The sequence below is a fragment of the Halomonas sp. MMH1-48 genome (genome assembly GCF_022348105.1).
In the GTDB taxonomy this organism is placed as follows: domain Bacteria; phylum Pseudomonadota; class Gammaproteobacteria; order Pseudomonadales; family Halomonadaceae; genus Vreelandella; species Vreelandella piezotolerans.
Genome location: NZ_JAKRFL010000010.1, coordinates 33,221 through 52,084, shown reverse-complemented (window position 1 = coordinate 52,084; position 18,864 = coordinate 33,221). Strand labels below are relative to the sequence as shown.

Annotated in this window: 15 protein-coding genes; 9 read left to right on the top strand and 6 right to left on the bottom strand. The window is 59.1% G+C overall.

Features of this window, described 5'->3' with window-relative positions:
* Positions 1-31: 31 nt before the first annotated feature.
* Positions 32-1,135 carry a DNA replication/repair protein RecF gene (recF, locus tag MHM37_RS10595; protein WP_139526173.1) on the top strand — a complete coding sequence of 368 codons (1,104 nt, stop codon included), beginning with the start codon at positions 32-34 and terminating at the stop codon, positions 1,133-1,135.
* 39 nt (positions 1,136-1,174) lie between these two features.
* The gene (gene gyrB / locus MHM37_RS10590; protein ID WP_239296633.1) at positions 1,175-3,595 is read left to right on the top strand and encodes a DNA topoisomerase (ATP-hydrolyzing) subunit B; all 2,421 of its coding nucleotides are present in this window, start codon (positions 1,175-1,177) and stop codon (positions 3,593-3,595) included.
* Positions 3,596-3,709: 114 nt separating this feature from the next.
* On the opposite strand, the gene gmhB is transcribed toward gyrB, so the two are convergent.
* The 3 genes from gmhB to glyQ form a co-directional block, all read right to left on the bottom strand.
* Positions 3,710-4,270, bottom strand: a complete 561-nt coding sequence (gene gmhB / locus MHM37_RS10585) for a D-glycero-beta-D-manno-heptose 1,7-bisphosphate 7-phosphatase (protein WP_139526175.1) — start codon at positions 4,268-4,270, stop codon at positions 3,710-3,712.
* A gap of 166 nt (positions 4,271-4,436) precedes the next feature.
* Positions 4,437-6,503 carry a glycine--tRNA ligase subunit beta gene (gene glyS, locus MHM37_RS10580; RefSeq protein WP_239296631.1) on the bottom strand — a complete coding sequence of 689 codons (2,067 nt, stop codon included), beginning with the start codon at positions 6,501-6,503 and terminating at the stop codon, positions 4,437-4,439.
* Complete coding sequence (gene glyQ, locus MHM37_RS10575; protein ID WP_153843618.1) at positions 6,503-7,474, bottom strand: glycine--tRNA ligase subunit alpha; 972 nt, start codon at positions 7,472-7,474, stop codon at positions 6,503-6,505. Before glyQ ends, glyS begins: the two co-directional genes overlap by 1 nt.
* A gap of 109 nt (positions 7,475-7,583) precedes the next feature.
* Between glyQ and rfaD the strand changes: the two genes are divergently transcribed.
* The gene (rfaD, locus tag MHM37_RS10570) at positions 7,584-8,540 is read left to right on the top strand and encodes an ADP-glyceromanno-heptose 6-epimerase (protein ID WP_139526178.1); all 957 of its coding nucleotides are present in this window, start codon (positions 7,584-7,586) and stop codon (positions 8,538-8,540) included.
* Positions 8,533-9,543 (top strand): lipopolysaccharide heptosyltransferase II, encoded by a 1,011-nt coding sequence (gene waaF / locus MHM37_RS10565; protein WP_139526179.1) that lies wholly within the window; start codon positions 8,533-8,535, stop codon positions 9,541-9,543. The genes rfaD and waaF overlap by 8 nt, the downstream gene beginning before the upstream one ends.
* Here the strand turns inward: waaF and MHM37_RS10560 are convergent.
* Positions 9,540-11,192, bottom strand: coding sequence for a sulfatase-like hydrolase/transferase (locus MHM37_RS10560; protein WP_139526180.1), 1,653 nt, complete (start codon positions 11,190-11,192; stop codon positions 9,540-9,542). The two genes, waaF and MHM37_RS10560, sit on opposite strands and share 4 nt — an antisense overlap.
* A 142-nt stretch (positions 11,193-11,334) precedes the next feature.
* On the opposite strand from MHM37_RS10560, the gene MHM37_RS10555 reads away from it, so the two are divergent.
* Complete coding sequence (locus MHM37_RS10555; protein WP_139526181.1) at positions 11,335-12,096, top strand: glycosyltransferase family 2 protein; 762 nt, start codon at positions 11,335-11,337, stop codon at positions 12,094-12,096.
* On the opposite strand, the gene MHM37_RS10550 is transcribed toward MHM37_RS10555, so the two are convergent.
* Complete coding sequence (locus tag MHM37_RS10550; protein ID WP_239296629.1) at positions 12,007-13,101, bottom strand: glycosyltransferase family 9 protein; 1,095 nt, start codon at positions 13,099-13,101, stop codon at positions 12,007-12,009. The two genes, MHM37_RS10555 and MHM37_RS10550, sit on opposite strands and share 90 nt — an antisense overlap.
* 84 nt (positions 13,102-13,185) lie before the next feature.
* Between MHM37_RS10550 and MHM37_RS10545 the strand changes: the two genes are divergently transcribed.
* Entirely contained in the window at positions 13,186-14,304 is a 1,119-nt protein-coding gene (locus tag MHM37_RS10545; protein WP_239296627.1) for a glycosyltransferase family 4 protein, read from the top strand.
* Here the strand turns inward: MHM37_RS10545 and MHM37_RS10540 are convergent.
* On the bottom strand, positions 14,286-15,029 hold the full coding sequence (locus MHM37_RS10540; RefSeq protein ID WP_153843615.1) for a 3-deoxy-D-manno-octulosonic acid kinase: 744 nt from the start codon (positions 15,027-15,029) through the stop codon (positions 14,286-14,288). The two genes, MHM37_RS10545 and MHM37_RS10540, sit on opposite strands and share 19 nt — an antisense overlap.
* On the opposite strand from MHM37_RS10540, the gene MHM37_RS10535 reads away from it, so the two are divergent.
* From MHM37_RS10535 to waaA, 3 genes are read left to right on the top strand one after another with little or no spacing between them, the layout of a single operon-like run.
* Positions 15,028-16,125 (top strand): glycosyltransferase family 9 protein, encoded by a 1,098-nt coding sequence (locus tag MHM37_RS10535; RefSeq protein WP_239296626.1) that lies wholly within the window; start codon positions 15,028-15,030, stop codon positions 16,123-16,125. The two genes, MHM37_RS10540 and MHM37_RS10535, sit on opposite strands and share 2 nt — an antisense overlap.
* Positions 16,115-17,545: a bifunctional D-glycero-beta-D-manno-heptose-7-phosphate kinase/D-glycero-beta-D-manno-heptose 1-phosphate adenylyltransferase HldE gene (gene hldE / locus MHM37_RS10530; protein WP_239296624.1), complete on the top strand. Its 1,431-nt coding sequence runs from the start codon at positions 16,115-16,117 to the stop codon at positions 17,543-17,545. Before MHM37_RS10535 ends, hldE begins: the two co-directional genes overlap by 11 nt.
* Complete coding sequence (waaA, locus tag MHM37_RS10525; RefSeq protein WP_239296622.1) at positions 17,545-18,837, top strand: lipid IV(A) 3-deoxy-D-manno-octulosonic acid transferase; 1,293 nt, start codon at positions 17,545-17,547, stop codon at positions 18,835-18,837. The genes hldE and waaA overlap by 1 nt, the downstream gene beginning before the upstream one ends.
* Positions 18,838-18,864: the final 27 nt, after the last annotated feature.

Below are 18,864 nucleotides of genomic sequence, written 5' to 3'. Positions count from 1 at the left end.
ATTGGAACGGTCTTACAAGGTGCATTGACGGATGAGCGTGACACAACTCACTTTTCAGGGACTGCGCAATTTAGCGCCAGTCACGCTTCATCCCTCATCGCGTATCAACGTGATCCATGGCGTGAACGGTAGCGGAAAGACTAGCTTGCTAGAGGGGATTCACATCCTCGGCATGGGACGCTCTTTTCGCACGCGTCAGCTCAAGAATGCTATTCAAATGGACGCCCCTTATATGACGCTATATGGACGTTTAGCGGGGGATCCTGAGGTGACGCTTGGTGTCAGGCGTATGCGTGCTCAGCGTGAGCTGGAGCTACGTCTGAGGGGAGAGAAAGGCGTAAGGTTAGCCGAGCTCGTCGAAGCCATGCCGCTACAGCTCATCAACCCGGATGCGTTTCGTTTGCTGGAAGGTTCACCCGCCGGCCGTCGCGAGTTTTTGGATTGGGGAGTGTTTCACGTGAAACACCACTTTCTGGATGCTTGGCGTCGGACCCGGCGTGCGGTGAAACATCGGAATGCGCTTCTCAGGCGTGGTAGAATAGTGCCCAATGAAATAGCGGTTTGGGAGCAAGAGTTAGCACTCTGGGGCGAACAAATGGATGCGCTCCGCCAAGCATGGTTTAACGAATTTCTTCCCGTGTTCAACGAGACCCTGAAGACACTATTGCCGCTACCGGGATTAACGTTGCGCTATGCGCGTGGTTGGGATAGACAGCGCTCGTTGGCAGAAGTGCTGCACGATAGCCGTAACACGGACCAGCAGATGGGCTTTACCCAGCAAGGCCCTCAGCGTGCGGATTTGCGCATCCGGCTGAATAAACAGCCTGCCATTGAGGTGCTTTCCAGAGGCCAGCAGAAGCTCGTGGTGAGTGCATTGAAGCTTGCTCAAGGTAGGCTTCTGGAAAGTACCGCACAGCGGCACTGTATTTATTTGATTGACGATTTACCGGCAGAGCTAGATGAGCATCACCGCCGCCAGTTCTGTACGTTACTCGAAGAGATGCAGTGCCAAGCATTTATTACCAGCGTCGAACCCACCGCGCTGAGCGACGTCTGGCAGCCTTCTACAGCCGTGGAGTTGTTTCACGTGAAACACTCCACGCAAGGGCTTAGCCAATGTCAGCCAGATGGGTAGACGACACGGAACGAGACAGACTTCACGACGGAGTGGTCAATGAGCGAGCAGGCTTACGATTCATCAAGCATCAAGGTGCTCAAAGGGCTAGACGCAGTACGTAAGCGTCCAGGCATGTATATCGGTGACACCGACGACGGCACCGGGCTGCACCACATGGTTTTCGAGCTGGTGGATAACTCCATCGATGAAGCCCTGGCCGGCCACTGTAGCGAAATTCGTGTGGTGATCCACCCGGATGAATCGGTAACCGTAAGCGATAATGGTCGAGGGATTCCGACCGAGCTACACGAGGGCGAGGGTGTCTCTGCGGCGGAAGTCATCATGACGGTGCTCCACGCGGGTGGCAAGTTCGACGATAACTCTTATAAAGTATCGGGCGGCTTGCACGGTGTGGGTGTATCGGTGGTGAACGCACTCTCCGAAGAGCTGCGCCTGACGATTTGGCGCCAAGGGGAGGTGTTTGAGCAAATTTATCACCATGGCGTGCCGCAAGCGCCGCTAGGCGTCGTAGGCAAAACGGAAAAAAGCGGTACCCGCGTGCATTTTCGCCCGTCTCCGGCGACGTTTGCCAACATCGAATTCCACTACGATATTCTGGCGAAACGCCTGCGTGAGCTCTCCTTCCTCAACTCGGGTGTAGCCATTCGCCTGATGGATGAGCGTAGCGGCAAAGAGGAGCTGTTCCATTACGAAGGTGGTTTGAAAGCCTTCGTTGACCACTTGAACAAAAACAAAACCGTTCTAAATCCGGTATTTCACTTCAACGCTGGGCGTGATGATGGCGTGGAAGTCGAAGTGGCAATGCAGTGGAGCGATGCCTTCACAGAGAACATTTTCTGTTACACCAACAACATTCCTCAGCGGGATGGCGGTACCCACCTGGCAGGGTTCCGCGCTGCGCTAACGCGTACGCTAAACCACTATATCGAAGCGGAAGGCCTGCTGAAAAAAGCCAAAGTGAACACGTCGGGCGACGACGCCCGTGAAGGCCTGACAGCGATCATCTCCGTCAAAGTGCCCGATCCGAAGTTCTCATCGCAAACCAAGGACAAGCTCGTCTCGTCCGAGGTGAAGACGGCGGTGGAGCAGGAGATGGGTCGCTTGTTTGCCGACTACCTGATCGAAAAACCTAACGAAGCCAAAGCCATCGTCAACAAGATGCTGGACGCGGCCCGTGCCCGCGAGGCGGCGCGAAAAGCTAGAGACATGACCCGCCGCAAAGGCGCTCTGGATATCGCGGGTTTGCCGGGCAAACTAGCCGATTGCCAGGAGAAAGACCCCAGCCAGTCGGAGCTTTACCTGGTGGAGGGTGACTCGGCGGGGGGGAGTGCCAAGCAGGGGCGTGATCGTCGTACCCAGGCCATTCTGCCGTTGAAAGGTAAAATCCTGAACGTCGAAAAAGCGCGGTTCGATAAGATGCTCTCGTCCGCTGAAGTAGGGACGCTGATTACGGCGCTGGGGTGTGGCATTGGGCGCGAAGAGTTCAACCCTGACAAGCTGCGCTATCACTCGGTCATCATCATGACCGACGCCGATGTCGATGGATCGCACATTCGCACGCTGCTGCTGACGTTCTTTTTCCGTCAGATGCCCGAGCTTATCGAACGTGGCCACATTTTTATCGCGCAGCCGCCGCTTTACAAAATCAAGCGCGGTAAGCAAGAGCTCTATCTGAAAGATGAGCAGGCGATGATCGATTACCTGACCACCACCGCACTGGATGGAGCAGGGCTGCACGTCAATGCAGACGCGCCTGGCATTACCGGGTCGCAGTTGGAAGCACTGGTCAATCAGTACCGCAACGTGATGAAACGTATCGATCGCTTGGCACGGGTGTACCCCATCGAAGTGCTCAAGCAAGCCGTCAATGCGACAGCGTTGCAGGGTGAGACCAGCTTGAAAGATCGCGTCACCATGGAGAACTGGATCGCCGAGCTGCAAAAAGCCATGGACGACAGGGTGGCTTACGAGGGCGGCCCACGCTATCAGTTCTACCTGCAAGAAGACACCGAGCGTGGCCTGCATTTACCGGCGGTATCGCTGATTGCCCACGGCGTCACCACGGAATACGTATGGGGCCTGGACTTCTTCGAAAGCGCCGATTACCGCGCTATGGCAGGGTTAGGGGATACTCTCAACGGCTTGCTGGACGAAGGTGCCTACATCGCCCGTGGTGAGCGCCAGAAGCCCGTTGCCCACTTCTCTGAAGTGTTGACGTGGCTGATGCAGGAAGGCCAGCGTGGCCTCTCTGTGCAGCGCTATAAAGGGCTAGGTGAGATGAACCCGGACCAGCTGTGGGAAACCACCATGGACCCGGATAGCCGTCGTATGTTGCGGGTTACCATCGAAGATGCGGTAGCAGCAGATATGATGTTCAACACCCTGATGGGTGACGAAGTGGAGCCGCGTCGCGACTTTATCGAGACCAACGCGCTCGTTGCTAACCTCGACATCTAAGTGGCTTCTTCACTGTGTTTCACGTGAAACATTGAAAAGCAAAAACCGCAGGCAAAGTGCCTGCGGTTTTTTTATGGGTAGTATCAAGGCCAGCGTGAAAACCGTATCGAAAGATTAATCCAAGGCCTCTGCTAATAAGTCGTCAACAAATGCAGCCAAGTCAGCGTAGACCAAGGCGTGCTCCAGCCCGTTCCCATTTGCGAGGGTCTTTTCGCCTTTACCTGTCTTCACGAGAACGCTACGGCAGCCCATCACTTCACCCGCTTGCAGGTCGCGAAGGCTGTCACCCACCATCCAACTGCCTGTCAGGCTGGGAAGCGTCAGCTTGTCACGTATGTCGGTCAACAGCCCGGGCAGTGGTTTACGGCAGCCGCACTGATCATCTGGCCCATGAGGGCAGTAAGCGATATGCGCTATATGACCACCTTCCGCCTGCACCAGAGTATGCAAACGCTCGTGCATGGCACTGAGCGTGGCGTCATCGTAGTAACCACGAGCGATGCCGGATTGATTGGTGGCCACTGCCACGGTAAAGCCTGCCTGGGTTAACCGCGCAATCGCGCGAATGGCAGACGGGTAGGGGATCCACTCGTCCAAGGATTTGATATAGGCATCCGAGTCGTGATTAATCACGCCATCGCGGTCCAGTATCACGAGTTGCTGAGCGGTGATCATAAGGCTCCCTTCAAGAAAACGTCTCTGCTTAGCGTAAGCGCTGACGAGGCAATGAACGAGTGTTTCACGTGAAACACTCCATTACTCAATAGAAAGCCCGGCTTGTCAAAAGCCGGGCTGTCGGTTGTGCCTCTAGAGCAGTCGATGCGCTCAATCCTTCACCGTCTTACTGGGGTAGCTGAGAGATATCGGCTACTTCCAGGAACAGCGCTTGCAGGCTGGCCAGCAAGGCAAGGCGGTTACGGCGAATGGCATCGTCGTCCGCCATGACCATGACTTGATCGAAGAATGCATCGACCGGCTCGCGGAGGGTGGCGAGCGCGTCCAGTGCCTGCTGGTAATTGCCTGCGGCAAACAGCGGCGACACCTGCTGTTGGCTGGCCGTGACCGCTTCGAAAAGCGATTTTTCCGCCGCTTCTTGAAGTAGCGAGGCGTCGACCTGGGTGCTGCCGTCGTGCTCCTGCTTGCTCAAGATATTGGAAACACGCTTGTTGGCAGCGGCCAATGCCGCGGCTTCTTCACGCTGGGCGAAGGCTTTCACGGCACGTAAGCGGCGCGCAAAATCCAGCGGTTTGGTCACCGGGCGAGCACGAACGGCGAGATACATCTCAGCAGAGATACCCTCCTCCTGGCCCCAGGCGCGGAAGCGGTCGAGCATGTAGGTCAACACGTCTACTACGAGGCCCTCGGCTTTCGGGAGATTCTGGTGCTGGTCAGCAGTGATCTGCAGCAGCTCGCGCAGGTCGAGGTTCAACTCGCCTTTGACCAGGATGTTCAATACGCCAATGGACGCGCGGCGCAGGGCGAAGGGGTCCTTGGCGCCGGTGGGGCGTTGACCAATACCGAAAATGCCTACCAGCGTATCCAGGCGGTCGGCCAGAGCCAGCGCTTGGCCGGTCAAACTTTGCGGAATCGCATCGCTGGCAAAGCGAGGTAGATACTGCTCCTCCAGCGCCTGGGCAACCTCCGCCGGTTCGCCATCCTGCTCGGCGTAGTAGCGGCCCATAATGCCCTGCAGCTCGGGGAATTCGAGCACCATTTCGGTAACGAGATCACATTTGGCCAGGGCCACGGCGCGTTGCGCATGAGCCACGTCACCCTGGATGCGCTCAGCGATGAAAGTGGCGATGGCCGTGCTGCGGCGGGCCTTGTCCGCCAACGTGCCCAACTGCTGCTGGAAGACTACGCTTTCCAGTTGCGGTATGCGTGAGCCCAGCGTTTGCTTCCGGTCGGTATCGTAGAAGAAGGCGGCATCCGCCAAGCGCGGACGAATGACCTTTTCATTACCGGAGATCACCTGGTCGGGATCCTGGCTCTCGATGTTCGAGATGGTGATGAACAGCGGCTTCAACTTGCCCTGATCATCCAGCAGGTGGAAGTATTTTTGATTGGCCTTCATCGAGGAAATCAGGCACTCGGCAGGTACTTCCAGGAAGCGCTCGTCGAAGCTGCCGGTGAGCGCCACGGGCCACTCCACCAAACCGCTCACCTCGACCAGCAGGTCTTCATCGATGACGGCGTTGGCTTCCTGAACCTCGGCCTCGGCGAGCACCTGCTCACGAATACGCTCGCGGCGCTGTTGGCGGTCGGCCAGAACGTAGGCATTCTCGAGTGCCGCTAGATAGTCATCGGCGTGCTCGAGCTGGATGGCATCCGGCGCGTGGAAACGGTGGCCGTAGGTGGTACGGCTGGCTTCCAGCCCCAGCGCTTCTGCTGCAATGACGTCTTTGCCATACAGGGCCACGAGCCAGTGCACGGGGCGCGAGAACTCGACGCGGGACGCGCCCCAGCGCATATTCTTGGGCACTGGCAGCGAGTGTAGCGTCTTGCGCACCATCTCCGGTAGCAGCTCTTGAACGCTGTCACCTTGCTGCTGCTCGCGGTAGCCAAGCCAGGTGCCTTTATCGGTGTCCAGATGGATCAGATTCTCCACGCTGACACCGCAGGAGCGAGCAAAGCCTTCCGCCGCCTTGGTGGGGACGCCGTCTTTGAAAGCGGCGGCTAGCGCGGGTCCGCGACGCTCTACTTCGCGATCCGGCTGTTTGTCGGCGAGTCCGGTAACCTTCACGGCTAGGCGCCGCGGGGTGGCGTAGGCGGTCACCGCCTCGAAGGGAATCTCGGCGTCCTGTAAGCCTTTTTCGATGCCCGAGGCAAAGGCGTCTGAGAGCGTGTCTAGCGCGGTCGGCGGAAGCTCTTCTGCGCCCAGTTCTAATAAAAGCGTATTAACGGCCATTATGCGTCTCCCTGCTCGGCGAGCTCATCTTGTAACAGTTCACGGCGCAATTCCTCCGATGCCATGGGGAACCCTGCTGCTTTACGAGACTCGAAGTAGGCAGTGGCAACATCACGCGCCATGGTGCGCACGCGCAAAATGAAGCGCTGACGCTCGGTCACGGAAATGGCGTGGCGCGCATCCAGCAGGTTGAAGGTATGCGACGCTTTGAGCACCTGCTCGTAGGCGGGCAGCGGGAGGCTCGCGGCCAGCAGCTTGCTGCACTCTTTTTCCTGATGGTCGAAGGCAGCAAAGAGCTGGTCGACGTCGGCGTGCTCGAAGTTATACGCCGACTGCTCGCGCTCGTTTTGCAGGTAGACATCGCCGTAGCTGACTTTGCTGCCGTCCGGCGCGATGGCCCATACCAGATCGTAAACGCTCTCCACGTTTTGCAGGTACATGGCGATACGCTCAAGTCCGTAGGTCAACTCGCCGGTGACGGGGTAGCACTCGATACCGCCCGCCTGCTGGAAGTAGGTGAACTGGGTCACTTCCATGCCGTTGAGCCATACTTCCCAGCCCAATCCCCAAGCGCCGAGCGTCGGGGATTCCCAGTTATCTTCTACGAAGCGCACGTCGTGAATCAGCGGGTCAAGTCCTAAACGCTTCAGCGAACCCAGATACAGATCCTGCAAGTTGCTGGGCGAAGGCTTCATTACCACCTGAAACTGGTAATAGTGCTGCAGGCGATTGGGGTTCTCGCCATAGCGGCCGTCGGTTGGGCGGCGGGAAGGCTGAACGTAGGCAGCATTCCAGGTTTCTGGACCAATCGCCCGCAGGAACGTGGCGGGGTGGAAGGTGCCCGCGCCGACTTCCATATCGAGGGGCTGAAGGATGACGCAGCCCTGTTCTGCCCAATACTGTTGCAGAGCAAGGATCAAGCCTTGAAAGGTCGACACATCGGGTGTCGATTGGTTTGTCGAAACACTCATCGCGGAAAGCACCGTTGGCCATGAATTCATAAGCCGTCAAGTATACAATCACAGGCAGATGGGTTATAGGCACGTTAGCCAAAGAGCCGCTTTTGGTAAGGAGAACGAGATGATCGTGGTAACAGGCGGGGCCGGGTTCATCGGCGCCAATATTGTCAAAGCGCTAAATGCTCGCGGCCGTGACGATGTGATGGTGGTCGACGACCTGCGCGATGGCACCAAATTCGTCAATTTGGCGGACTGCACGCTGGCTGACTACTTGGATAAAGACGATTTCATCGCCCGCGTGAAAGCCGCGCTACGTGGTGAAACAGTGGACTTGCCCACCATCGATGCGATTTTCCATGAAGGGGCCTGTTCGGACACCACCGAGTGGGACGGGCACTATATGATGGAGAATAACTTCGAGTACTCCAAAGTGCTGCTCAACTACTGTGAAAAACTGGGCATCCCTTTTCTGTACGCATCGTCGGCGGCGACCTACGGTGGCAGCGAGGTGTTCAAGGAAGCGCCGGAGCATGAGAAGCCGCTCAACGTCTACGGCTACTCCAAGCTACTGTTCGATCAGCACGTTCGCTCGCGCTGGAACGAGCTGACGACTCAAGTGGTAGGTTTCCGCTACTTCAACGTTTACGGGCCGCGAGAGCAGCACAAAGGCAAGATGGCCAGCGTTGCCTATCACAACCATCTGCAGATCCGTAACGGCGAAACGCTGAAGCTGTTCGGTGCTTACGGTGGCTATGAGGCGGGCATGCAGAGCCGCGACTTCGTCTACGTGGGCGATGTGGTCGATGTGAATCTCTGGTTTTTGGATAACCCTCACGCATCAGGCATCTTCAATTTGGGCACCGGGCGTGCCGAGCCGTTCAAGGCGATTGGCGAAGCGGTCATCGATTTTTACGGTCAGGGCGAGATCGATTACATTCCCTTCCCCCAAGAGTTGAAAGGGCGCTACCAAAGCTACACGCGTGCCGATATTAGCCAACTGCGTGCGGCAGGTTGTGACGTGGAATTCAAAACCGTCGCCCAGGGCGTCAAGGCGTACTTGGAGTGGTTGAATGGCTAACTCGGCCAAGCGGCTGCTGGTCGTCGGTCCTTCCTGGGTCGGCGATATGGTCATGGCGCAGAGTCTGTTCATGACGTTGAAGGCGCGCTATCCAGGCGCTACGCTAGGTGTGGTCGCCCCGGGATGGTCCCAGCCGATCTTAGAGCGCATGCCTCAAGTGGACGAAGTGCTACCGCTGGCGGTAGGCCACGGAGAGTTTGGCCTTGCCAGCCGTCGCGAGCTGGCGGCACGGCTACGCGGTCGCTTCGATCGCGCCATCGTTCTGCCGCGCTCTTGGAAGGCCGCCTTGGTGCCCTTCATGGCCCGCATTCCTGAGCGCGTGGGTTTTTTGGGAGAGCACCGCTACGGCTTGCTAAAAGAGCGTCGCAAGCTCGACAAGCAGGTGCTGGATCAAACCGTCAAACGGTTCGTCTCGCTGGGGCTGCCATTGGAAGAGGCACAAAGCGGGCAGTTCTCGATTCCCAAGCCACGGCTCACCATTGACCGTGATAACTTGGTGAATTTGCGCCTGAGCCATACGCTGTCCTCTCGTCCCGCCATCGGCATGATGCCCGGCGCGGAGTATGGTCCTGCCAAGCAGTGGCCGTTGGCGTATTTTCATCAATTGGCTGCGAGACTGATCGACGACGGTTTCGAGATTCGCGTGCTAGGCGGAGCGAAAGATCACCCTGCAGGGCAGAGCATCGTGAATGGCTTGCCGCATGCGCATAATTTATGCGGAAAAACACAGCTGGCCGATGCCGTGGACCTTTTGGCCGACTGTCGCCAGGTCGTTACCAACGATTCAGGGCTCATGCACGTCGCGGCGGCGGTAGGGGTACGCATCCAAGCGCTATATGGCTCGTCATCGCCCGCCTATACGCCACCGCTAACGGATAACGCGGACATCCACTACCTTGGGCTCTCCTGTTCGCCGTGCTTTCAGCGTACCTGCCCGTTAGGCCATACGAACTGCTTGAACGAGCTAGGCGTAGAACGGGTGTATCAGGCCATGCGCACCTAGCGCATGATCTCCATTTCGTCAGCTTGATCGGCGGGTGTTTCGATGATCTGATCGGTGGCGCTCTCTTCAGGCGCACGCCGCTGAGGGGTTAGCCCGTCCCAAAGGCGATGCTGCAGCGCGGTCTCCTCCCGTAGACGTTCATTCAGCGCCTCCAGCCCATGAATCTCGACCAGCGTGGGTTGGCTGCCAAGTAGTGAAGCGCCAAGGCCCGCGCGGTGATCGTTCAATGTGAGGCCCATAGCGTCGAGGATCGTGGGGAAAACGTCTAGCATGGTGGCGCCTCGCCTTACTCGCTGCGGACGGATATCCTCGCCCAGCATGATGAGCGTATTGTCGCGATCCAAGGTGGTGAGCTGATCCCACACCGACACGCGCATGGTGAGATGATCACTGAGTACCACCACTAGCGTGTTTTCCAGCAGTCCTTCTTGCTCTAACCGTTCAACGAGGTCTCGGGCTTGGCGCGCAGAGCACTCTACCGAGTAGAGAATATCCTGACCATCGAATTCGCCCTGGCGGTCCAGACAGGTTTGCGAGGGAAAACCGCTGGGCGCATGGCCCGCAATGCTCAGGTTCACCACGGCCCAAGGACCGTCGTCCTCCTCGCTCAGTCGACGTATTTCGTCGACGGTCACATCGTATAGTGTATCGTCATAAAGACCCCAACTGTTCACATACTCAGGATCCTCGAGATCCGGTAGCAGTTCTTCTTTACCTTTGACGGTATCGAACTGGTGACCACGATAGAAAAGCCCTTTACCAGCAAACTGCGTGCTGGCGCCTCCCAAAAAACTGAGCCGGTAGCCCTGACCGGCCAGCACGTCTCCCAGACACTCAACGCCGGGTACGACTTGGCTGAGCGGTTCGAACTGACTATCGTGCAGCAGGCCGGCGGGCATGAGGGGGACGCCGCACTGGCTGGCGATCATCCCAGCCATGGTCCAGCCCGTATTCTCCATCTGCTGAATGCCCTCGAACACCAACCCGCGCTCGCCCAGTGCCGCTAAATCTGCGTAGGCGTCGCCAAATAGCTCGTTGCTATAAGTGCGCTCCATGCTCTCCAGGTACATCAGCAGTAGGTTGGGTGCATTGGGTTGGTCGCCGGTGGGTGGCGCAACATAGCGTCGATCTAGCCAAGCGCCATCGTCCGTCACTATCGCGGCGCTGCGTTGACCAATGCCGTAGAGCAGTGGGTTGGCCGCCAATAGCGCGATGGCAAAGAAGCGCTCGGTCAAACGCCAGCGCTGATCGTGGCGCGACAACCACGTCACCGATACCAGCACCGCCAACACGGTGAGCGTGTAGGTCAGTGCCAGCAGCATTTTACCTGCCCCGCCATGCTCCGCCATGCCCGCCTGTAAATGAAAAAACACCGCCCCGAGGTCGACGTTTCCGAAGCTGTCGGCCAAATAAACATAGACGCTGAATAGGCTAAGTGGCAGCAGCGACCATGGCCACATTGGACGGTAGCGTGCGTTGATCGGCGCGCCCCAGCGCAGCTTGAGCCCCACCCCAATCCATGCCGCTGCTATCAAAAAGAGCGTCCACCAGGGCAGACGCGTGAGTACGGTGACGGCATAGCCAAGGCTAAGACCCATGACGACGAGCGGTAGCCAAGGGGTGAGTTTGAGTGACCGTGAAGCGAACATCCTGTATCCCTTTTCAGAACGTGCTAAATGAAGCGTCAGCTTATCAAAAGTCGCGCCCCGTGGCCGTGTTAGCATGTCACTAAAATGGGCAGGATCACGGACGAGCCGTGTATGCCTCAAACTGAGTGGGTAAAGGTGAGACGTGTCTATTTCCGCTGTGTTGATTGTCAAAAACGAAGCGCACCACTTACGTGAGTGTCTGGAAACGCTGACGTGGGCTGATGAAATCGTCGTGCTGGATGCGGGCAGCCAGGATGCCACGTGCGAGATTGCGCGAGAGTTCACCCAGAATGTGAACGTCAACGCCGACTGGCAGGGGTTTGGCATTCAGCGCCAGCGGGCAGAAGCCCTGGCAAACGGTGAGTGGATTTTGATGGTCGATGCCGACGAGCGCGTGACGCCTGAATTGCGTGACAGCATTGAGGCGGCCATTCAGCAGCCTCCCGCTGCCTATAGCGTGAGCCGCCTATCGTGGTGCTTCGGCCGCTTCATCCGCCACTCGGGCTGGTACCCAGACCGCGTGCTGCGTCTCTACCCAAGAGGTCAGGCGGGCTATAACGCCGCGCTGGTGCATGAAAAGCTAGTACTCAACGAAGGCTTGGCCGAAAAGCCGCTATCCGGTGACCTGCTGCACTACACCTATCGCGACCTGCGCCACTATCTGGAGAAATCCGCCCACTATGCCCAGGCTTGGGCAGAGCAGCGCGCCGCCCAGGGGAAAACGGCCACGCTAGGGCAGGGCATGGGTCACGGGTTGGCTTGCTTCCTCAAGATGTACGTGCTGAAAGCAGGCTTTAAAGATGGCAAGCAGGGGCTATTGCTGGCGCTGCTCTCCGCACATTCCACTTTCGCCAAGTACGCCGATCTCTGGGTGCGTACCCGCACTGCCGATAAGCAGCGCTGAAATCCGTTCGGCGGCGTTGCCGAGGTCGATCGTGGTCATATCCTGTTGGTCGGCATCAGCAGGGGGGCTAAACGCCAGACGCTTTTCCGCTCGGTTGCAGGTTTGCCAGCGCAGCGGCGTAGCGGAGCGTTTGGCGGGATAAAAACCCGCCGTGGCGATATCGAGACAGCCTGCAATATGCAGCGGCCCGGTCGAGCCGGCAATCAGCATATCCGCTCCGCCAAGCTGCAGTGCAAAGGCATCCACGCTGGGAGTTGCTGGAAAGTGGTCTGCCTCGACGCCTTTTTCGGCTAGTTGTTTCCTCAAGTCTTGTGCCTGTGGCTGTTCACTGGGGCCAGCGCTGATGAGCCAGCGTAGTGGCAGAGGCTGGCACTGTCGGTGAACGTGAGCGATCAGCTCGGCGTACTGCGCAACCGATAGATTGACCGCCGAGCCGCCGCTGCCAGGATGAACCACCACCACGCGTTCTGAGGTGTCGTTGGCCAACGTTTGGCGTTGGACAAGACGCTGCGCGCCATCCATCGGCCAGAACGGGGGCGAAGGCAGGGTGGTCAGCGTTAACGACAGTCGAGCCAACAGTTCACAGGCCAAGTCGACGTTGTACTGGTACTCGGGTTTGGCGGAATGGGAGCGGCGTTGGCGTATTCGCACGTTATAAAACACCTGTGCCCACTTGGTTGCAGGGGCAACGCGCAGCGGAATGCCTGCTTTCATGCCTAGCCAACCGATACGCGGTGTCGAAAACAGCGTTAGCAGTGCATCGAATTTCGATTGTTTCACGTGAAACAATAGCGCCTGCTGCGTCGCTTTATCAGCCTGGCTACCGGGGTCGATGATGACGTCATCGACCCATGGGCACGCCTTGGCTAAGGGGGCTGTATAGGCAGGCACCAGCACGGTCACGTGGGGCATAGGCGAGGCCTGTTTCAAGCACGCTAGCGCTGGCCACGCCAGCATAAAATCGCCGATTTTGTCGTTACGGACGACAAGCAGTTTCTGCGCCATGATTTAGGCCCCGTTAAAAGCAGCCTGTATACTACAAGAGATTGTAAGGATTGTTTAACGGTGCGCGGCTAGGTAGGGCATGCGATGGCGAAGAAGGTACTGCAACTGTGTCTTTCTGATGGCAAAGGCGGAATGGAGCTGTATGTCGATCGGGTGATTGAAGACCTAGTGTCTGAAGGCTGGGAGGTCAGGGGCATCTGCCTGAAAGATACCAAGGTAGAGAGCTATATGCAGCGTAACGAAGTGCCCTATAAAGCCTTTTCGAGCAACGGCCAGGCGCTGTCCCAGCTATTCTCGATCCGCCGCTGGCTCATCAAGGAGGGCATTTCCGTCATTCACTGCCATAAATCGAGTGATCTGCGCCTCACCACCTTGTTGAAAGCACTGCTGCCGACACTAAGGATCATCTACACGGACCACGTGGGCGGGCAGCGGCCGAAAAAAAGCCCCTATCATCGCATGGCTTATGGCTGCGTGGACCGCGTGCTGTCTATCAGCCAGGCAACATACCAGCGCAATATCCGTAATTTGCCGCTTCCCCAGGAGCGGGTGGTGTGTTTGCCCCACGGCGTCGATATCGATAAGTACCAGCCCAATCGTGACCCCGCAGCCATCACGGCTAAGCGCGAAGCACTGAATGTTCCGGCCGATGCTGTATTGATCGGTCTGCCTGGCCGCGTGACGCCGGGTAAAGGCCAAGACATATGGGTAAAAGCGCTGCTGGAATTAGACCCCTCGCTCCATTTCTATGCGCTCTCGATCGGAGGCACGGACTATGCCTCGGGGGGTGTGGAGACATTTTATGCCGGGCTGCAGCGCACCATCGCGGGCACGCCGCTGGCGGATAAGATCGCCTTTCTAGGGCATCGCAGTGACCTGACGGAGATTCTACCCGTGCTGGACGTGGTGTGTATTCCTTCGGAAAACGAAGCGTTCGGTCTGACGATCATCGAGTCCATGGCCTGCGGTATGCCGATCATAGGCTCGAATACCGGGTCGTTGCCGGAGCTAGTAGATGCTGATTCCGGGGTGTTGGTAGGCCCGTTTGACGTGCCCGCCTGGCGCGATGCCATGACCACGTTGATTCGCGATGCCGACACACGCAAGGCCATGGGACTGGCCGCTCGGCGACGAGTCGAAGAGCGCTTCAGCAACAAGCAGCACGTAAAGCGCTTGATCGAGATCTACTCGGCGTCGGCATAGCCTGAGTAAAGCGGCGCCATCAGACGCTTCTCTTGGCCAGGGGCAAACTTCGCCACCGAGCGCTCCAGCCGCTGTAGGTTACGTGCCTGCCACTTGCCAGGCGGGCGCAGTCGGCAGCGGTCGAGATCGATCAGCCAGGGCTTGCCAGCCTCATCCATCAGAATGTTGCGGGCGTTGAGGTCGACATGGTCCAAGCCCGCTTGATGAAATCGCTTGATCATTGCGCCAACGCGCTTTAATAGCGCCTCGTCAGCCTCTTCATTGGTGAGGAGTGAGGCGAGCGCCCGAGCGCCGGGGATGCGCACGGTCAGCAGTGCCGCCTCATAAGTCAGCCCAAACCGGGTGACACAGCAGGCCACCGGACGCGGGACGGGCAGGCCTTGCTCATACAGTGCGGCGGTCAAACGCATTTCACGAAACGCCCGGGTTCGCTCGGCCCCCAGCCACACATAGCGCTGCTGGCTGAGCTTGGCGATGAGCCCGCCGCGCTGGTAAGGGCGCAGCACCCACTGCTCGTCGTCGCGCGCCTTCAGGAACAGGCTGCTACCTCGGCCCGGCGCTTCGCCGACCACCAGACCCCGCGTTCGCCAGTACGCTGCCTCGAACAGCGCCGCGCTTAGGGGGTGAACCGGGGAGGAGAGTTGGTGTGTTGCGCAGGCGTCACTTAAACTGTCTGCATCGTGTAGAATCAGCCCATTTTTCTGCCGGAGTGCCGCTAAGCGCATGAAGCCCTCTCTGCCTGTTCAACCAAACCATATTGCCATTTTGCGCCTCTCCGCGTTGGGAGACGTGTGCAATCTCGTGCCAACGGTGCGAGCGTTGCAGCGCCAGTGGCCGCATGCGCGCATTACCTGGATTATCGGCAAGGGGGAGCACAGTTTACTGGCCGGGCTTTCCGGGGTCGAGTTCGTCGTGTACGACAAAGCGACCGGGCTTACCGGCATGCGGGCCATCTGGCGTGAGCTGGCCGATACCCGCTTCGACGTACTGCTGCATATGCAACAGGCCATTCGCGCCAGCGTGCTCTCGCTTGGTCTCAAAGCCAACGTCCGGGTAGGGTATGACAAGGCCCGTGCCAAGGACGCTCAGCACTGGTTCACCCAGCACCAGTTGGCTCCCCATGCGAATGCCCATGTGCTGGAGTCGTTCATGGATTTTGCCCGTCTGCTGGGCGTCGAAGACGACCGCTTGGAGTGGAATCTTGCGGTGCCTGCTATCGCCTACGAAGAAGCCAGAGGGGTCAGTGGTGACACGCCTTACTTGGTGATCAACCCCTGTAGTAATGCGCGGCTACGTAATTTTCGCAACTGGTCGGTGGAAGGGTATGCGAGCGTGATTGAACACGCCTGGGTACAGCACGGTCTGAAGAGCGTACTCACGGGGGGCGGCAGCCCCTTGGAGCGCGAAATGGGCGACCAGATCGAAGCGCTCTGCCAGTCGGGTAGCGTCATCAACGCCATCGGCGGCACCTCATTGAAAGGTGTCCTGGCGCTGATCGATAACGCCCGCGCAGTGATTGCTCCGGATACCGGCCCTGCCCATATGGGTAATGCCATGGGCACGCCGACGCTTGGCCTCTATGCCACCACTAACCCTCAACGGGCTGCGCCCTATCTGTGGCGCGATTTTGCCGTCGATGCCTACCCCGATGCGGTACGCACTTATCTGCATAAATCGGTGGACGAAGTGAGCTGGGGGCAGCGGGTACGCCATGCCGATGCGATGGACCTGATCAAAGCGGACGACGTCATTGCCAAGTTAGACGCGCTGCTGGCGCACAGCGCAGCACACACCACAACAGGACTCTCGGATGAAAGTTGATCTAACCGCCCTGGAACATGCCCGCGTACTGGTGGTCGGGGATGTCATGCTCGACCGCTACTGGCACGGCGGCACCTCGCGGATCTCCCCGGAAGCGCCGGTGCCCGTGGTACGCGTGGAAGATGCCGATGACCGGCCCGGCGGCGCCGCTAACGTGGCGCTCAACGTGGCGTCCTTGGGCGGGCACGCCGCGCTGGCGGGTCTGGTGGGCGAGGATGACAATGCCGAGCTGCTCTCAAAGCGCTTGGCGGCAGCCAATGTAAGCACTTACTTCCAACGCAGCCCTGATGTACCCACGATTACCAAGCTACGCGTGATGAGCCGTAACCAGCAGCTGCTGCGCCTGGATTTCGAGCAGCGTCTCGACAGCGTCGATACCAGCGCCCTGCTGGCACAAGTGGAGCAGGCGCTGCCGGAGTGCGACGTGGTGATCCTGTCCGATTACGGCAAGGGTACGCTGAATCAGGTCGAGCGATTGATCGACATGGCGCGTCAGCACGGCAAGCGGGTGCTGATCGACCCCAAGGGGCAGGATTTCACCAAGTACCGAGGGGCTAGCCTGATTACCCCCAACCTCACCGAATTCGAGGCCGTGGCGGGGCCTTGCGCCACGGATGCCATCCTTGCCGAGCGTGGCGAAGCGCTGCGTGCCGAACTCGAGCTCGAAGCGCTGTTGATTACCCGCAGCGAAAAGGGCATGACGCTGATTCGTGAAGGCCATGCGCCGCTGCATCTGCCCACCCGAGCTCAAGAGGTCTTCGATGTGACCGGTGCAGGCGATACCGTGATTGGTCTGATGGGCCTGGCCTTGGCCGCTCACCATGCGCTGCCGGAAGCCATGATGCTGGCCAATCTGGGCGCAGGCCTGGTGGTGGCCAAGCCGGGGACCGCCACGCTCTCGATTGCCGAGCTTTACACGGCGCTGCATGGCGACAAACTGGCCGAATTCGGCGTGATCGAACAAGCGCCGCTGGTCGATGCCGTTCGCGCTGCGCAGCTGCGTGGCGAGCGGGTGGTGATGACCAACGGCTGCTTCGACATTCTCCATGCGGGCCATGTGGCCTACTTGGAACAGGCCAAACGCCTGGGCGACCGGCTGATCGTCGCGGTGAACGACGATGCCTCCATCGGCCGGTTGAAAGGGCCGAAGCGCCCTATCAACCCGTTGAACCGGCGAATGCAGGTGCTGGCCGGGCTTGGCGCGGTGGATTGGGTGGTGCCGTTCAGTGACGACACGCCTGCCGCCCTGATCGAGCAGGTACTGCCGGATATCCTGGTCAAAGGCGGTGACTACCGCCCCGAGGACATTGCTGGCGGCAGCGCCGTGATCGCCAACGGTGGCGAGGTCAAGGTGCTGGGCTTCGAAGATGGCGTGTCCACCACGGCAATGATCAGCTCGATCCTGGATCGCGAAAGCTAATGGCCCGCTGGCCACGGCTGGCCTACTCAGCGGCGCTGTATGGCTTAGCGCCGCTGATTGGCTGGCGCATCTGGCGTGAGCAAGTGCCCACTTACTCACGGCTCCAGCGGTTGGGGCTGCGCCTTGAACCACTGCCACCCGAACCGCGCCTTTGGCTGCACTGTGCCTCGGTAGGCGAGGTACGCGCTGCCCGCCCGCTGATCGAAGGGCTACTGGCGCGCTTTACTCACCACAGCCTGCTGCTGACCACCATGACGGCTACCGGCGCCAGACAGGCACAGGCGTTGATAGCAGAGCAGGGTACTGCCGACCAGACGCGTCTTGCCCACCGTTTTCTGCCGTTGGATTTTCCCGGCGCGGCCAGGCGTTTTGTGGCTTGCGTACAGCCGGACCTTGCCATCCTGTTTGAAACCGAGCTGTGGCCGAACCTGCTTCACGCTTGCCATCGGCAGGGGGTGCCCGTTGTCGTAGTGAACGGCCGACTATCACCCCGCGCGTTTGGCCGCTACCAGCGTTTGCGCCCGCTGATGCAGGGGGCCTTGGCCAACGTGACGTGGCTGGCCGCTAAATCACCAGAAGACGCCGAGCGTTTTCAAGCGCTGGGCTGTGCCGCTGAATCGATCTCCGTGGTGGGATCGCTGAAATTCGAGCAAGCCTTACCTGAAAGGGCGCTGGAAGAGAGTGAGCGCTTACTTCATGCGTGGGGTCAGCGTCCCGTCTGGGTCGCGGGCTCAACACGCGATGGTGAAGAAGCGCTGCTGCTCACGGCCCACCGCCAACTGCTTGAACGCTTTCCAGACGCACTGCTGGTGCTGGTGCCTCGCCATCCTCAGCGCTTTGACGAGGTGGCGGCCCTGTGTGAGCGTGAAGAGTTCAAGGTGAGTCGTCGAAGCCAGCAACAGCCCGTCACGCCCACCACCCAGGTCTACCTGGGAGATACGCTGGGCGAGCTGGCGATGCTGTACGGCGCGGGGAGCGTGGCTTACGTAGGCGGAAGCTTGGTGCCACTGGGCGGGCATAACGTATTGGAGCCTGCCGCACTGGGTAAGCCCGTACTGTGCGGGCCGTCGCTGGAGAACTTCAGTGATGTTGCCGAGCCGCTGTTGGTGGCCAAGACACTGACGGTGGTAGCTTCCCACGATGCACTCGCCAATGCGCTGGTAGATGCCTTTACCCACCCGGCCCGCGCCCTGCAGGCGGGCCAAGCGGGTAAGGCGGTCATTAAAGCCCAGCGCGGGGCGCTCGCGCGTACCTTAACGGGTATTGAGCAGATGATCTCGATGCCTTCTTGATAGTAAGCATTCACTCCCTTCTTGCCC

What these genes read in the sequence shown, in the direction of transcription:
- recF (WP_139526173.1), top strand. Translation starts at nt 32, where the DNA reads ATGAGCGTGACACAACTCACTTTTCAGGGACTGCGCAATTTAGCGCCA.
- gyrB (WP_239296633.1), top strand. Translation starts at nt 1,175, where the DNA reads ATGAGCGAGCAGGCTTACGATTCATCAAGCATCAAGGTGCTCAAAGGG.
- gmhB (WP_139526175.1), bottom strand. Translation starts at nt 4,270, where the DNA reads ATGATCACCGCTCAGCAACTCGTGATACTGGACCGCGATGGCGTGATT.
- glyS (WP_239296631.1), bottom strand. Translation starts at nt 6,503, where the DNA reads ATGGCCGTTAATACGCTTTTATTAGAACTGGGCGCAGAAGAGCTTCCG.
- glyQ (WP_153843618.1), bottom strand. Translation starts at nt 7,474, where the DNA reads ATGAGTGTTTCGACAAACCAATCGACACCCGATGTGTCGACCTTTCAA.
- rfaD (WP_139526178.1), top strand. Translation starts at nt 7,584, where the DNA reads ATGATCGTGGTAACAGGCGGGGCCGGGTTCATCGGCGCCAATATTGTC.
- waaF (WP_139526179.1), top strand. Translation starts at nt 8,533, where the DNA reads ATGGCTAACTCGGCCAAGCGGCTGCTGGTCGTCGGTCCTTCCTGGGTC.
- MHM37_RS10560 (WP_139526180.1), bottom strand. Translation starts at nt 11,192, where the DNA reads ATGTTCGCTTCACGGTCACTCAAACTCACCCCTTGGCTACCGCTCGTC.
- MHM37_RS10550 (WP_239296629.1), bottom strand. Translation starts at nt 13,101, where the DNA reads ATGGCGCAGAAACTGCTTGTCGTCCGTAACGACAAAATCGGCGATTTT.
- MHM37_RS10545 (WP_239296627.1), top strand. Translation starts at nt 13,186, where the DNA reads ATGGCGAAGAAGGTACTGCAACTGTGTCTTTCTGATGGCAAAGGCGGA.
- MHM37_RS10535 (WP_239296626.1), top strand. Translation starts at nt 15,028, where the DNA reads ATGAAGCCCTCTCTGCCTGTTCAACCAAACCATATTGCCATTTTGCGC.
- MHM37_RS10540 (WP_153843615.1), bottom strand. Translation starts at nt 15,029, where the DNA reads ATGCGCTTAGCGGCACTCCGGCAGAAAAATGGGCTGATTCTACACGAT.
- hldE (WP_239296624.1), top strand. Translation starts at nt 16,115, where the DNA reads ATGAAAGTTGATCTAACCGCCCTGGAACATGCCCGCGTACTGGTGGTC.
- waaA (WP_239296622.1), top strand. Translation starts at nt 17,545, where the DNA reads ATGGCCCGCTGGCCACGGCTGGCCTACTCAGCGGCGCTGTATGGCTTA.